Genomic DNA, 14,335 nt, shown 5'->3' with positions numbered 1-14,335 from the left:
CTGCTCGGACCGCCAGCCCTCCGCCTGCGCCCACGCGGCGAGCGCGGGCCCGCGGGCGATGGCCTCCAGACAGCCCCGGCCGCCGCACTTGCAGGGCAGCCCGCCGGGATCGACGACGATATGGCCGATGTGCCCGGCGTTGCCGGACGCCCCGTCGATGAGCCGGTCACCGAGGATGAGCCCACCGCCCACCCCCGTGGAGACCGTCATGCCCAGCACGTTCCGGCTGCCCCGTCCCGCGCCCCGCCAGTGCTCCCCGACGGCCACGGCGATCGCGTCGTTGTGCACCCGGACGGGCAGATCCGGGTAGCGCTCCGCCAGCCGCTTCCGCAGCGGGAACCCCCGCCAGCCCGGCATGTTGAGCGGGGAGACCTCGCCCGACGGCCACTCCATCGGCCCGCCGCACCCGACCCCGACCCCCAGGAGGTCGGTCTCGGGAAGCTTCTCCAGCAACGCCTCCAACGTCCGCCACAGCCCCTCGGCGTCCACTTTGGGGGTTTCGGTCCGTTCGTAGGTCTCCACCCGGCCCCCGGGATCGACCAGTCCGACGGCCAGTTTCGTGCCGCCGATGTCGATCGCGAGGACCCGTTCGTCGGTCATCAGTTCCCGTCCTTCCCGAAGGCCAAGATCGAGGCCGTGAAGCCGTGCACGTGGTTGCGGCCGCCCACCGGTCCTATCTCCCCGTCGGCGAAGAACCCGCCGACGGAGCCGAAACCGGCCAAGGCCCTGACGTCGTGGTCGGAGGAGGCGAACATCGCCTCGCCCCGCCCGTTACAGGAGAACAGCAGCGCCCCTTCGATCGGGCCGAGGTCGAAGCCGCGCACCAGCCCGGCCAGATCAGAGTCGGCCGCTTCGCCGTCTCTGACCTGGAACCGTACTGTCTGTCCGGTCTCCACCACATCTCCGATCGCGAGAGCCCCGGTGTCGGCGTCGACCCCGACGACGCCGCGGACCAGGAAATCGCCTTGCTCGTGCTCGTCGGCGTACTCGTCCATGGCGACGCCGATCAGCAGCCCGCGGGCGGCCAGTTCCCGCTCCCGGTCGGGCAATGCCAGGACGATCTGCTCCAGTTTCTCCAGCGCGGGCGCGCCGGCCAGTTCGTACAGGACGTTCTGCTCGGCCGACGTGATCGTCATCAGCGGTCCGATGGGGCGCGCGCCCTGGCTGACCAGGGTCGTCGCCTGGACGGGCCCGCCGATGACCACGCCGACCGCGCCGTCCTCGACGACCTTGCCGTCGAGGAACAGCCGGGTGCCGCCTTCCTGCCCGCCGGCGAGCCCGCCGACCAGCGGCAGGCCGGGCAGCACCTCCTCGGAGCGTTCGACGAACGCGTCGACGGGGAAGGAATAGGGGTCGGCCAGCAGGATGCCGGCCACGTCGTCGTCCTGGGCGTCGGGCATCCCGACCACGATCAGCCTGTCCTCGGCGCGGAGCGCCTCCAGCCGGAACGGCTCGATCCGGGCGCCCTCGGGCAGCATTCCGGCCCACGCGCTGACCGCGCCCGGCCGTTCGACGCCCCGGCCGTCGGCGATCACTCCGGACGCGCTGCAGCCGAGCACGGTTCGGGCGTCGGCGCAGGCCATGGCGTGCCTGGCGGCCCGTTCGACCTCCGCGGGGTCGTCACCGCTGACGAAAACGCAGAGCAGATCGGCCCGTCCGTCGAGACCTTCGGTCGCCCGCCTGACGGCCAGTTCCGCCGCGACGTGCAGATCCGGTCCCTGCGCGAGCCCGTCACCGAAACGCGTCATGTTTCGATTCAACCGGGCAAGTGGGCGTTCTGAAACCACCGCTGTGTAAACAGTGCGGTCATGCCGATCGGGACGTAACCTCATTTAGGTGCAATCACCGCGCGCCATGACGCTTGCGGAGCTCCGCTCCCTTGGACATGTCCACCGCTCGGTCAAGGCCGAGCTGCGAGAGAACCTGCTGGCGCGCCTGAGGACCGGCGAGCCCCGCTTCCCGGGGATCGTCGGGTTCGACGAGACGGTCCTGCCGCACCTCGAGCGCGCGCTGCTGGCCGGTCATGATCTGGTGCTGCTGGGCGAACGCGGCCAGGGCAAGACCCGGCTGATCCGCACCCTCACCGGCCTGCTGGACGAGTGGACCCCCGTCATCGACGGTTGCGAGATCAACGATCACCCTTATGCGCCGGTCTGCGTCCGCTGCAAGCGGCTGGCCGCGGCCGAGGGCGAAGAGCTCAAGATCGGCTGGCGCCACCGCGACGAGCGGTACGCCGAGAAACTCGCCACCCCCGACACCTCGGTCGGCGACCTCATCGGCGACGTCGACCCGATCAAGGTCGCCGAGGGCCGCACCCTGGGCGACCCCGAGACCGTCCACTACGGGCTCGTCCCCCGCACCAACCGGGGCATTTTTGCCGTCAACGAGCTGCCCGACCTGGCCGAACGGATCCAGGTGGCGCTGCTGAACGTGCTGGAGGAGCGCGATGTCCAGGTCCGCGGGTACGCCCTGCGGCTCCCCCTGGACGTCCTGCTGGTGGCCTCCGCCAACCCCGAGGACTACACCAACCGGGGCCGGATCATCACCCCGCTCAAGGACAGGTTCGGCGCCGAGATCCGCACCCACTACCCGCTGGCGCTGGACACCGAGCTTGATCTGATCGTCCAGGAGGCGGAGCTCGCCGCCGAGGTGCCGAAGTACCTGCTGGAGGTGGTGGCCAGGTTCACGCGGCTGGTCCGCGACTCCAAGGCCGTCGACGCGCGGTCCGGGGTGTCGGCGCGGTTCTCGATCGCGGGGGCCGAGACGGTGGCGGCGGGCGCGCTGCGCCGGGCCGCGCTGGCCGGTGAGGAGCACGCCGTCGCCCGGGTCTGCGATCTGCCGGCGATCGTGCCGACCCTGATGGGCAAGGTCGAGTTCGAGGTCAGCGAGGAGGGCCGCGAGCAGGAGGTCCTGGAGCATCTGCTGCGCCGTGCGACCGCCGAGACCTACCGGCACACCCTCGGCTCCGCGGACCTGTCCGGGCTGCTCGACAAGTTCGACCGGGGCGAATCGGTCGACACCGGCGAGCTCGTCCCGGCGGCTGAGCTGCTGCAGCGGGTCGGCCAGATCCGCGGGCTCGGCAAGCTCATGTCGCTGCTGGAGCTGGACGGCGAGTCGCCCGGCCAGGCCGCGTCCGCGCTGGAGTTCGCCCTGGAAGGGCTGTTCCTGACGCGCCGGCTTTCCAAGGACGTCTCCGGCGAGGGATCTTCGACCTACCGAATGTAGGACTGATGAGTACATACCGGTACGGGCCTTACCGTGAGGGCCCCGACCCGCTGGCCCCGCCCTACGACGTCCGGGAGGCGCTGGACTCCGTCGGCGACGACGTCCTGAACGGCGCGAGCGTCAACGAGGCGCTGCGCGACCTGCTCCGCCGCGGCCTCGACGGCGCCCGCCGCCGCCAGGGCCTGGACGATCTGCTCCGCCAGGTCCGCGAACGCCGGGCCGCGCTGCGCGACCGCGGCCGTCTCGACGGCACCCTGGAGCAGGCCCGCGCCCTGCTCGACACCGCGATCGACCAGGAACGCGCCGAACTGTTCCCCGACCCGTCCGACGACGCCCGTCTGCGCGAGGCCGAACTGGCCGTCCTGCCGTCCGACACCGCGCGCGCCGTCCGGGCGCTCCGCGACTACTCCTGGCGCTCGGCCGCCGCCCGCGCCACCTTCGAAAAGCTCCGCGGCCTGCTCCGCGAAGAGATCCTGGACTCCCAGTTCCAGGGGCTCAAGCAGACGCTCCAGGCCGGCGGCGCCGGGACCCTGGCCCTGGTCCGCGACATGATGGCCGCCCTCAACGCCATGCTCGAGGCCGACGCCCGCGGCGAGCACCGCCAAGCCGACTTCGACCGGTTCATGAGCGAGTACGGCGCGTTCTTCCCCGACCAGCCGCGCACCCTGGAGGAGCTCGTCGACTCCCTGGCCCGCCGCTCCGCCGCCCTCCAGCGGCTGCTCAACTCGCTCACCGACGAACAGCGCGACGAACTCGCCGCCCTGATGGCCGAGTCGATGCAGGACGCCGGGCTCGAACTGGAGATGTCGCGGCTCGGCGGCGCCCTGCGCACCCGCAGACCCGACCTCGACTGGACGGGCGGTGCCTCCCTGTCCGGCGACAGCCCCCTCGGCCTCGGCGACGCCACCAGCGCCCTCGCCGACCTCGCGGACCTCGCCGAACTGGAGGACTCCCTCGCCCAGGACTACCCGGGCGCGCGCCTCGCCGACGTCGACGAGAACGCCGTCCGCCGGGCGCTCGGCCGGCAGGCCGTCGACGACCTGTCCGAACTCCGCCGGATCGAGGCCGAGCTGGAACGGCAGGGCTATCTGCGCCGCAAGGGCGGCCGGCTGGAGCTGACGCCCAAAGCCGTCCGGCGGCTCGGCGAGACGGCGCTCCGCCGAGTCTTCGACGGCCTGAAGAGCGGCCCGCGCGGCGACCACGCCCAGCGCGACGCCGGCCAGGCGGGCGAACTCACCGGCACCACCCGCCCCTGGCGGTTCGGCGACGAACAGCCCCTGGACGTGGTCCGCACCGTCGCCAACGCCGTGATGCGCGACCCGTCGCACGTCCGGCTCCAGCCCGACGACTTCGAGGTCCAGGAGACCGAACGCCGCACCGCCGCCGCCGTCTGCCTGCTCGTCGACCTGTCCTACTCGATGGTCCTGCGGAACACGTGGGCGGTCGCCAAGCAGACGGCGCTCGCCCTGCACTCCCTGGTCACCAGCAAGTACCCGCAGGACTCCATCCAGATCATCGGCTTCTCCAACTACGCGCGCGTGCTCGACCCGACCGAGATGGCGACCCTCGACTGGGACATGGTCCAGGGCACCAACCTGCACCACGCGCTGATGCTCGCCGGACGCCACCTCGACGGCCACCCCGACTTCGAGCCGATCATCCTGGTCGTCACCGACGGCGAGCCGACCGCCCACCTCCGGCACGACGGACGCTCCCTGTTCGACTACCCGCCCGCCCCCGAGACCCTGGCCCTGACCTACGCCGAAGTCGACAAGATGACGCGCAGGAAGGCCACCCTCAACGTCTTCATGCTCGCCGAGGACCGGCGGCTCGTCGGGTTCGTGGAGGAGGTGGCGCGGCGCAACGGCGGCCGGGTCTTCTCCCCCGACCCCGGGCGGCTCGGCGAGTACGTCGTCAGCGACTATCTGCGGGCACGCCGCGAGTCATGAACGGGCCAGAGCGGCGCCGCCGGGTTACTGTCGAGGGATGTCGACCGCTGATCACCTGCTGGAGATCCTGCACATCGGGTTCGCCGTCTTCGCCCTGGGGCCGCTGACCGCCGTCCTGATGGCGACGCCCCGCCACGTCCGCGCGGGCGACGCGGCCATCCTGCGCTTCCTGTCCAGGACGACGCAGATCTACTCGGTGGCGTCGCTCGGCGTCCTGCTGTTCGGGCTGTTCCTGGCCGGCGGCAAGTTCGACCAGATGTGGCTGTCGGCGTCGATGACGCTGTTCCTGGTCTCGCTGGTGCTGCTGGTGATCGTCGAACGGGACCAGCGCAAGTGCCTGGCGGCCGTCGAGGCGGCCGAAGACGGCAAGGCGCCCGAGGTGACCGCGCAGGTCGCGCGGATCTCCTCCCTGTCCGGGATCATCGTGCTGCTCTGGATCATCGTGCTGATCCTGATGGTCTGGCACTGACCCGCTACTTGGCGCGGGCGGCGATCCAGCTCATCATCTTGGCGTAGGCCTTCTTGTTGTGGGCCAGCAGCGTGGTGCCGTGGTAGGCGCCCGGCACCGTCGCGATCTGCACGGGGACCCCGGCCTTGCGCAGGTCGTCGCGGAGGGCGACGCTGTGGTCGGCGCCCACGAAGTCCTTCGCCGAGTGGAAGATCAGCATCGGGGCGTCGCCCTTGCCCGCGTGCTCGGCGGGGGTGGCGTCGGTGAGCTGCGGCCAGCAGACCGGGTCGTGCCAGACGGGCGTGCAGCCCAGCAGCTGGACCACCGACATCCGCAGCCGCTGCGTGTACCGGTCGGCGTCGCTCTTGCCGCCCTGCAGGTAGCCGATCAGCGGGTCGGTGACGGGCGACAGCGCCACCACGGCCCTGACCCGCTTGCCCGCCTGCCCGTACGTGCCGACCATGGTCGCGAGCTGGCCGCCCGCCGAAGTCCCCACCACGATGATCCGCTTGGCGTTGACGCCGAGCTTCTTGGCGTTGCGGTGGATGTAGGTGACGGCCGCCTCGGAGTCGTCGCGCTGCGCGGGCCACGGCTCCTGCTGGCTCAGCCGGTAACCGGCCGAGAACACCACATAGCCGCGGCGCGCGAAGTCCTGCGCGAGGCCCTTGTTGTCGCGGTAGCTGCCGCCCCACCAGTACCCGCCGTGGATCAGCAGGATGGCGGGGCGCTTCTTGCCCGTCGCCCTGGTCTGGTAGACCGCGATCTTCTGCTCGGCGGCCTTGCCGAACGCGACGGTCTTCAGCAGGACCTTCTTCTTTGCCGCCGCCTCCGCGGGGACGGCCGAGAAGCCGAGCAAGCACACCAAACCGACCGACAGGGCCAAGATCGACCGAAGCACGCGCATGGGGCAGCAGCCTAGTGGTAAACCGTCAGTCAAGTGCGGCTTCCAGATCGGCGATGAGGTCGTTCACGTCCTCGATGCCCACCGACAGCCGGACCAGATCGGCCGGGACCTCCAGCGGCGAGCCCGCGGCGGACGCGTGCGTCATCCGGCCGGGGTGCTCGATCAGCGATTCGACGCCGCCCAGCGACTCGCCGAGCGTGAACAGGGTCGTCGACTCGCAGACCCGTACGGCCTCCTCCTCCGACCCCATCCGGAAGGAGACCATCCCGCCGAACCGCTTCATCTGCTTGGCGGCGACCTCGTGGTTGGGGTGGTCGGGCAGGCCCGGGTAGAGCACCTTGGCGACCTTCGGGTTCCTGGTCAGCAGGTCGGCGATCTTCTCGGCGTTGTCGCAGTGCCGGTCCATCCGGACGCCGAGGGTCTTGATCCCGCGCAGGGTGAGGAAGGAGTCGAACGGCCCGGCGACGGCGCCCATCGCGTTCTGGTGGTAGGCGAGCCGCTCCCCCAGTTCCGCGTCGGCCGCGACGAGCGCGCCGCCGACGACGTCGGAGTGGCCGCCCATGTACTTGGTCGTGGAGTGCACCACGATGTCGGCGCCGAGCGCGATCGGCTGCTGCAGGTACGCCGACGCGAACGTGTTGTCGACGATCAGCTTCGCGCCGGCCGCCTGCGCGACCTGCGCGATGGCCGCGATGTCGGCGATGTTCAGCAGCGGGTTGGTCGGGGTCTCCACCCAGATCGCGACGGTCTCGGGCCGGATCGCCGCCCGGACGGCCGCGACGTCCTGCAGTGCCACCGGCGTGTAGGACACGCCCCACTCCTCGTACACCCGGGCGAACAGCCGGTAGGTGCCGCCGTAGGCGTCGTCGGGGATGACGACGTGCGAGCCGGGCCGGCACAGCGTCCTCAGGACGGTGTCCTCGGCCGCGAGCCCCGAGGCGAACGCCAGCCCCCTGGCACCCCCTTCGACGGCCGCCAGGCACTCTTCCAGCGCCGTCCGCGTCGGGTTCCCCGACCGGCTGTACTCATACCCGCCCCGCAGCCCCCCGATCCCGTCCTGCTTGTAAGTAGACACCGCATAAATCGGCGGCACGACCGCCCCCGTGCTCGGATCCGGCTCCTGTCCGGCGTGGATCGCAAGCGTCTCGAACCCCAGATTCCTCATCCCCCCAGGCTACGCGCCCGGCATCCGCCCCACGGCGTGGACGCACGAGCGCCCCCGCCGCGAAGCCCCGCCGGTTCGCCTCTAAGTAGCGGCCAGGAACTAAGTAGCGGCCAGGAACGCCAGCACGTCCTGGCGGGTGAGAAGGCCGGTGGGCTTGCCGTCATCGAGGACGACGAGCGCCCCCGCCTTCTCCATCTCCCCCACCGCCCGGGACACCGGCTCACCCGCGCCGATCATCGGAAGCGGAGGCGACATGTGGGCCGACAGCTCGTCGGCGAGGGTGGCGCGGCCCTTGACCAGCGCGTCGAGGAGCTCGCGTTCACCGATGGAGCCGACGACCTCGGCTGCCATGACGGGCGGCTCCTCCTTCATGACGGGGAGCTGGGAGACCTCGAACTCGCGCATCATCTCGATGGCCTGGCCGACGGTCTCGTGCGGGTGCGCGTGGACGAACTCGGGAAGCTGGCCGCCCTTGCGGGCCAGGACGTCCGCGACCTTCGCCTCGTCGGTGGCCGTGGACAGGAACCCGTAGTCCCTCATCCACTCGTCGTTGAAGATTTTTGAGAGGTAGCCGCGGCCGCCGTCGGGGAGGAGGACGACGATGACGGAGTCGGGGGCGGCTTGTTCGGCTACGCGGAGGGCGGCGACTACGGCCATGCCGCAGGAGCCGCCTACCAGGAGGCCCTCCTCGCGGGCGAGCCTGCGGGTCATCGCGAAGGAGTCCTTGTCGGAGACCGCGATGATCTCGTCGCAGATGCCGCGGTCGTAGGTCTCGGGCCAGATGTCCTCGCCGACACCCTCCACCAGGTACGGACGGCCGGTGCCGCCGGAGTAGACCGAGCCCTCCGGGTCCGCGCCGATGATCTTCACTCGGCCGTCGCTGACCTCCTTGAGGTAGCGGCCGGTGCCCGAGATCGTGCCGCCCGTGCCCACCCCCGCGACGAAGTGTGTGATCTTCCCCTCGGTCTGCTCCCAGATCTCCGGGCCGGTGGTTTCGTAGTGGGAGCGGGGGTTGGCCTCGTTGGCGTACTGGTCGGGCTTCCAAGCGCCGGGGATCTCCCTGGCGAGCCGGTCGGAGACCGAGTAGTAGGAGTCGGGGTGTTCAGGGGAGACCGCGGTCGGGCAGACCACGACCTCGGCACCGTAGGCTCGCATGACGTTCACCTTGTCGGCCGCCACCTTGTCGGGCACGACGAAAACGCACTTGTAGCCGCGCTCCTGCGCGACGATGGCCAGTCCCACCCCGGTGTTGCCGGACGTCGGCTCCACGATCGTCCCGCCGGGCCTCAGTTCCCCGGACGCCTCCGCGGCGTCGATCATCCGTACCGCGATCCGGTCCTTCACCGACCCGCCCGGGTTGAAGTACTCGACCTTGGCGATCACCTGGGCTTCGAGCCCGGTGGTGACCTTCCGCAGTCGGACGAGCGGGGTGTTACCCATCAGTGAGACCAGTGAGTCATGTACCTGCACCAGGACGTCCTTGTCTTTGTGCGCCTACGAATCGGGAATGCTGTCCGTGTTTCCACTCCGTTTCGCCCGGCGTTTCGCGGCGGTCGAGCGGATACATTCCCCAATTGACACTAACCCAGCTAGGGAGTGGTGAGCCAACAGATGATCCGGGCGTTGACAACCCGCCGCATCGTCACCGCGGCGGCTTTCGGGGGCGGCGGCCTGACCGCGTTGGGAGGGCTCACCTTCGGCCTTCTCGTGATGGAGGCGAAACTCGCCCGGAAGATCATCCTGGGGTCGGCGAGTCTGCTGCCGCCGGTCACGGACGGTGTCTATGGCGGGCATCTGCCGGGCGAGCCGATCTCGTTCGCGGTGCTCGGCGACTCGACGGCGGCCGGGATCGGCGTCACGGAGGCCGACGAGACGATGGCGGGGCTGCTGGCGGCGGGGCTGTCGGCGACGGCGGGCCGGCCGGTGCGCTTGACGAACGTCGCGGTGTCGGGTTCCCGGACGGAGATGATGCTCGCCCAGGTGCCCGGGGCTCTCGCGGCGAAGCCCGACGCCGCGGTGATCATGATCGGCGCCAATGATGTGACGGCCCGGGTGGCCGCCGCCGAGTCGGTGCGGTTTCTTGAGGAGACCGTGGTCCGGCTGCGCGAGACGGGCTGCGAGGTGATCGTCGGGACGTGCCCTGATCTGGGCTCGGTCAAACCGGTGATGCAGCCGCTGCGCTGGATCGCCCAGCGGACGTCGCGGCAGCTCGCGGCCGCGCAGACCGTGGTGGTGGTGCGCGCGGGCGGCCGGACGGTCTCGCTGGGCGACCTGCTGGGCCGTGATTTCGCCCGGGAGCCGAGGGAGTTCTTCTCCGCCGATCGTTACCATCCGTCTGCGAGAGGTTACGCTGCGGCGGCCGCCGCGGTGCTACCGTCTCTCTCAGCCGCACTCGGATTCGAGCCGGAAACCGAGGGTTTCGAACCGGAGCGCGGTGCGGGAGTTCTGCCCATCTACCTCGCGGCCGCTTCGGCCGCGGAGAAGCCCGGCACCGAGGTGACGGGCGGCGCCGGCGCACCTTTCTGGGTGCAGCTTCTGCGCCGGGGCGCCTCGCCCGCTCCGGCCGAGGTGGGCCGGTCCCCGGTCAGCCCGTAAGGCCTTCCCCCGAAGGCACCGACCCCCTGGAGCATCCCTATGCCTTCGGCCGCCCAGAAGCGACTACTCCCCGCGCTCGTTCCGGCACTGCTCGTGGCGGGCTGTTCGAGCGGTCCCGGCAAGGACAGCGCGGAGGCGGCCGTCGGCTGGGCCGACACCGGGGTCAACGTGGTCAGCAAGCCGATCACGGGGGGCGGGGTCACGGCCGTCACAGGGTTGAAGGCCGACGGTTCGCTGGAGACGGCCGTCTACGACGTCACCAACGGCAAGCGGCTGTGGGCGAAGCCCGCGACCATGGTCGGCCGGCTGAGCGGGATGGGTGTGCAGCCGCCCGCCGTCGGTGCCGGTCTGGTGGTGGCGGTCGAGCCACAGAAGACCGGCAAGTGGAACGCCACCCTGGTGGCCAGGGACGCCCGGAGCGGCGAGCAGCAGTGGACCAGGCCCGTCCATTCGACGTTCGGCCCGGTCGCCTGCGGCGCCGACATCTGCCTGTCGGAGAACACGGCCAAGAAGAACGCCCGGTTCGTCGTCCTGAGCGGCGCGTCCGGCAAGCAGCGCTGGACGGTCGCGGGGATCGCCGAGGTCGAGCACGCCGACGCCGACCGGGTCGTGGTGTTCCGGATGGCCAAGCACCCAACCCTGGAGTCCAGGGCCGCCGCGACGGGCAAGGGCCAGTGGTCGTTCCCGGTCGAGCGGGCGGTCGGCAAGGGCGTCAACCTGTCGGGCGGCTGGTCGTTCGGCCGGTCCGGCGATCTCATGCTCGGCTATGTCGCGCCTTATCAGGCCAAGAAGGGCAAGAAGCTGTCGGCGTTCGGCTTCTTCGGGCTCGATCTGGCCACCGGCAAACCCCGCTGGGCGCGGACCAGGCTGCTGCGCGTCTACCCGTCGGCCAGCCCGGCGATCTCGCTGATCACCCGGGAGACCGACGGCAAGGGCGGCTACGGCGGCTTCGCCCAGCTCGACCCGGCCACCGGCCGGACCCTCGTCGAGGTGCCCGCGGTGACCCCGCCGAAGGACTCGGCCTGGTGGCTGTCGTTCCCGTCCGACCTGTCGTCGATCGGCTTCCTCACCCGCGACCGGCCCGGCACCGCGTTCGACCTGCGCGCCGCCAAGCCCGCCGACCCCAAGAACCTGCGGACCTGGTCGTTCTGCACGGTCGATCCGGCGAAGCTGGTAATCAAGGGCCAGCCGGACGGCTTCTACCCCGTCGCCGCGCTGTGCGCCTACGATCTGGCCGCCGGCAAGCGGTCGGACAAGATCACGCCGCCGCCGTCCTGGTACACCGGTTCCGTCGACGGCTGGCGGGTCTGGCGTGACGATCGGGGCGCGCTGCACGGCGTCAGGGACTCCACCACTACCGAGCCGGGAATGTACGGCTGATCACCGCGCACCCGGAAAGCGGCCGCTGACCTGCCGCTTCATCAAGCCCACGGCGGGCGCCGCGTCTGGAGGGGGTCCGGACGTGGTGCCCGCCGTGCCTCTTTTCTAGAATCTGGTCCTAGAATGGGCCTCGAAGCTACCGGCCGGTAGGTTCGCTCGGTCCGGAGAGAGGAAAACCATGCCCGAGGCAGTCATCGTCGCAACCGCCCGGTCCCCCATCGGCCGTGCGTTCAAGGGGTCCCTGAAGGACTTCCGCGCCGACGAGCTCACCGCCCTGATGGTCCAGGCTGCCCTGGACAAGGTGCCCCAGCTCGACCCCAACAGCATCGACGACCTCCTGCTCGGCTGCGGCCTCCCCGGCGGCCGTCAGGGCTACAACATGGCGCGCGTCGTGTCCGTGCTGCTCGGCCTCGACACCGTGCCCGGCGCGACCATCACCCGGTACTGCTCGTCCTCCCTGCAGACCACCCGGATGGCGCTGCACGCGATCAAGGCCGGCGAGGCCGACGTGATCGTGTCCGCCGGTGTCGAGCACGTGTCCGGCTTCGCCTACGGCTCGTCCGACGGGATGCCCAACACCCAGAACGAGGTGTTCCAGCCGGCCGAGGCCCGCACCGCGAAGCTCTCCGAGGGCGGCCAGGACTGGACCGACCCGCGCCTGGCGGGCGAACTGCCCGACGTCTACATCGCGATGGGCCAGACCGCCGAGAACGTCGCCCGGCTCAAGGGCGTCTCCCGCCAGCGCCAGGACGAGTTCGGCGTCCGCTCGCAGAACCTCGCCGAGCAGGGCTACTCCAACGGCTTCTGGGAGAAGGACATCACCCCGGTGACCCTCCCCGACGGCACCGTCGTCGCCAAGGACGACGGCCCCCGCGCCGGCACCACCTACGAGGCCGTCTCCCAGCTGAAGCCCGTCTTCCGCCCCGACGGCACGATCACCGCCGGCAACTGCTGCCCGCTCAACGACGGCGCCGCCGCCGTGGTGATCATGTCGGACGTCAAGGCCGCCGAGCTGGGCATCACCCCGCTCGCCCGCATCGTGTCGACCGGCGTCTCCGGCCTGTCCCCCGAGATCATGGGCCTCGGCCCCGTCGAGGCCACCCGCAAGGCCCTCGCGCTCGCCGGGATGACCATCGACGACATCGACCTCGCCGAGATCAACGAGGCGTTCGCCGCGCAGGTCCTGCCGTCCGCGGACGAGCTGGGCATCCCCCTGGAGAAGCTGAACGTCAACGGCGGCGCCATCGCCGTCGGCCACCCGTTCGGCATGACGGGCGCCCGCCTCACCTCCACCCTGATCAACGGCCTCCAGTTCCACGACAAGCAGTTCGGTCTCGAGACCATGTGCGTCGGCGGCGGCCAGGGCATGGCGATGATCCTCGAGCGTCTCGCCTAGGCTCTTCTAGATCAACGATCACGTACGGCCCCTCGGTGCAACCGGGGGGCCGTAACAATTTGGTGTCTGGTTGGGGGTTGTCTTCCGACGTGACGTGTTGCACAGTCACTAGAAGTACTCGAGCCAATGGAGGCGCCGATGTCCTTTAGCCACTCACCGGAGATGCACAGCAAGCTCATCGAGCGAATCCCCCAGGTCACGGGACGTGGCCTCCCCGAGTGGTTCAGGACCATCGAGAACGGACCGTCGTTCATCCGGACGGACGAACGAGCCACCTGGCTGGCCGACGACGCCGGAATCTCCCACGGCTACGCCGTCGCCCTCGTCCACGAACACGAACTACACCGCCGCCGCTGCCGGGGCTGAGGCCCCCGCCTCCTCCTGACGTGCCCGCAGGGCGGGCGCCAGCGCCAGGAACCCCACGGCGGCCAGCACACCGCCGACGGCACAGCTCCACCACACGGCGGAGGGGCTCACTTGGGCATAGACCGTCGCTCCCGCGGTCAGGGCCGCGAACCTGGACAGCCCCCAGGTCCACTGGTAAGCACCCTGGTAGCGCCCGCGTGCGTGCGCGGGAGCGAGGTCGGCCACCATCGAGGCCGCGATCCCGCCGACCGCGGCCTCCCCCACCGACCAGACCAGGACGGTCACCGCGTAGCCGCCGGCCGAATCCGCGACCCCGGTCAGCGCCACCCCGGCGGCGATCAGCAGATTGCCCGCGAGATAGACCGGGAGCTGCGGGAACCGGGCCAGCAGCCCCGTCGCGAGCGGCTGCAGGACCACGACCGCGACGGCGTTGACCATCGCCATCGCCCCGTAGACGGCGGGCGACAGCCCGTCGTCGTGGACGGCCATCGGCAGGACGCTCTCGGTCAGCGTGTAGATGAAGAGCTGGACTCCCATCAGGATCTGCGACAGCACCATCACCCGGTCCCGCAGCACCACCCCGAAGCCGATGCCGTCGTCGGCGCCGTCTCCGGTGAGCTGGGCGGGCCGGTCGGCCGGCAGCAGCGCCAGCAGGATCCCGATGTAGAGCAGCGCGGTGCCCGCGTCCACCGCGAACAGCAGCCAGTACCCGCGCTCGGCGAGGAACCCGCCGAGCACCCCCGAGGCGGCCGTGCCCAGGTTCAGCCCCCAGCCGAACAGGGCGTAGCCCGCGCGCCGCCGCTCCGGTGCCACATGGTCGGCCATCAGCGCGTACGCCGCCGGGGTGACGACCGAGCCCGCCGCGCTGAGCAGCAGCGCGCCCAGCAGCGCGCCGGTGTCGCGGCTG

At 70.8% G+C, this 14,335-nt stretch carries 13 protein-coding genes; 7 read left to right on the top strand and 6 right to left on the bottom strand.

The window, feature by feature from the left end; genetic code table 11:
* Both ACYVE7_RS16465 and ACYVE7_RS16460 read right to left on the bottom strand, forming a co-directional pair.
* A partial coding sequence (locus ACYVE7_RS16465; RefSeq protein WP_460365579.1) for an ROK family protein occupies positions 1-600 on the bottom strand: 600 nt, incomplete at its 3' end.
* Positions 600-1,748 (bottom strand): FIST signal transduction protein, encoded by a 1,149-nt coding sequence (locus ACYVE7_RS16460; RefSeq protein WP_460365578.1) that lies wholly within the window; start codon positions 1,746-1,748, stop codon positions 600-602. The genes ACYVE7_RS16460 and ACYVE7_RS16465, both read right to left, overlap by 1 nt.
* A 106-nt stretch (positions 1,749-1,854) precedes the next feature.
* Here ACYVE7_RS16460 and ACYVE7_RS16455 point away from each other — a divergent pair, with 106 nt between their 5' ends.
* From ACYVE7_RS16455 to ACYVE7_RS16445, 3 genes are read left to right on the top strand one after another with little or no spacing between them, the layout of a single operon-like run.
* On the top strand, positions 1,855-3,225 hold the full coding sequence (locus ACYVE7_RS16455; protein WP_460365581.1) for a sigma 54-interacting transcriptional regulator: 1,371 nt from the start codon (positions 1,855-1,857) through the stop codon (positions 3,223-3,225).
* Positions 3,226-3,230: 5 nt separating this feature from the next.
* On the top strand, positions 3,231-5,174 hold the full coding sequence (locus tag ACYVE7_RS16450; protein WP_460365577.1) for a hypothetical protein: 1,944 nt from the start codon (positions 3,231-3,233) through the stop codon (positions 5,172-5,174).
* Positions 5,175-5,211: 37 nt separating this feature from the next.
* Positions 5,212-5,643 (top strand): DUF2269 family protein, encoded by a 432-nt coding sequence (locus ACYVE7_RS16445; RefSeq protein WP_460365576.1) that lies wholly within the window; start codon positions 5,212-5,214, stop codon positions 5,641-5,643.
* A 4-nt stretch (positions 5,644-5,647) separates the two neighbouring features.
* Here the strand turns inward: ACYVE7_RS16445 and ACYVE7_RS16440 are convergent, their stop codons facing one another.
* From ACYVE7_RS16440 to ACYVE7_RS16430, 3 genes are all read right to left on the bottom strand, one after another.
* A complete protein-coding gene (locus ACYVE7_RS16440; RefSeq protein WP_460365575.1) occupies positions 5,648-6,526 on the bottom strand; it encodes an alpha/beta hydrolase in 879 nt (292 codons plus the stop codon).
* A gap of 25 nt (positions 6,527-6,551) precedes the next feature.
* Complete coding sequence (locus tag ACYVE7_RS16435; protein WP_460365574.1) at positions 6,552-7,691, bottom strand: cystathionine gamma-synthase; 1,140 nt, start codon at positions 7,689-7,691, stop codon at positions 6,552-6,554.
* Between the two features lie 99 nt (positions 7,692-7,790).
* Entirely contained in the window at positions 7,791-9,161 is a 1,371-nt protein-coding gene (locus ACYVE7_RS16430; RefSeq protein WP_460365573.1) for a cystathionine beta-synthase, read from the bottom strand.
* Positions 9,162-9,290: 129 nt separating this feature from the next.
* Between ACYVE7_RS16430 and ACYVE7_RS16425 the strand changes: the two genes are divergently transcribed.
* From ACYVE7_RS16425 to ACYVE7_RS16410, 4 genes are all read left to right on the top strand, one after another.
* Positions 9,291-10,286, top strand: coding sequence for an SGNH/GDSL hydrolase family protein (locus ACYVE7_RS16425; protein WP_460365572.1), 996 nt, complete (start codon positions 9,291-9,293; stop codon positions 10,284-10,286).
* Positions 10,287-10,325: 39 nt separating this feature from the next.
* Positions 10,326-11,666: an outer membrane protein assembly factor BamB family protein gene (locus ACYVE7_RS16420; RefSeq protein ID WP_460365571.1), complete on the top strand. Its 1,341-nt coding sequence runs from the start codon at positions 10,326-10,328 to the stop codon at positions 11,664-11,666.
* A gap of 178 nt (positions 11,667-11,844) precedes the next feature.
* On the top strand, positions 11,845-13,062 hold the full coding sequence (locus ACYVE7_RS16415) for an acetyl-CoA C-acetyltransferase (RefSeq protein ID WP_460365570.1): 1,218 nt from the start codon (positions 11,845-11,847) through the stop codon (positions 13,060-13,062).
* Positions 13,063-13,200: 138 nt separating this feature from the next.
* Positions 13,201-13,428 carry a DUF4287 domain-containing protein gene (locus tag ACYVE7_RS16410; protein WP_460365569.1) on the top strand — a complete coding sequence of 76 codons (228 nt, stop codon included), beginning with the start codon at positions 13,201-13,203 and terminating at the stop codon, positions 13,426-13,428.
* Here the strand turns inward: ACYVE7_RS16410 and ACYVE7_RS16405 are convergent.
* The coding region (locus ACYVE7_RS16405; RefSeq protein ID WP_460365568.1) for an MFS transporter at positions 13,402-14,335 on the bottom strand (934 nt) is incomplete at its 5' end. The two genes, ACYVE7_RS16410 and ACYVE7_RS16405, sit on opposite strands and share 27 nt — an antisense overlap.

This window comes from Actinocorallia lasiicapitis (assembly GCF_054778695.1).
This window is presented reverse-complemented; position numbering and strand designations above follow the sequence as displayed.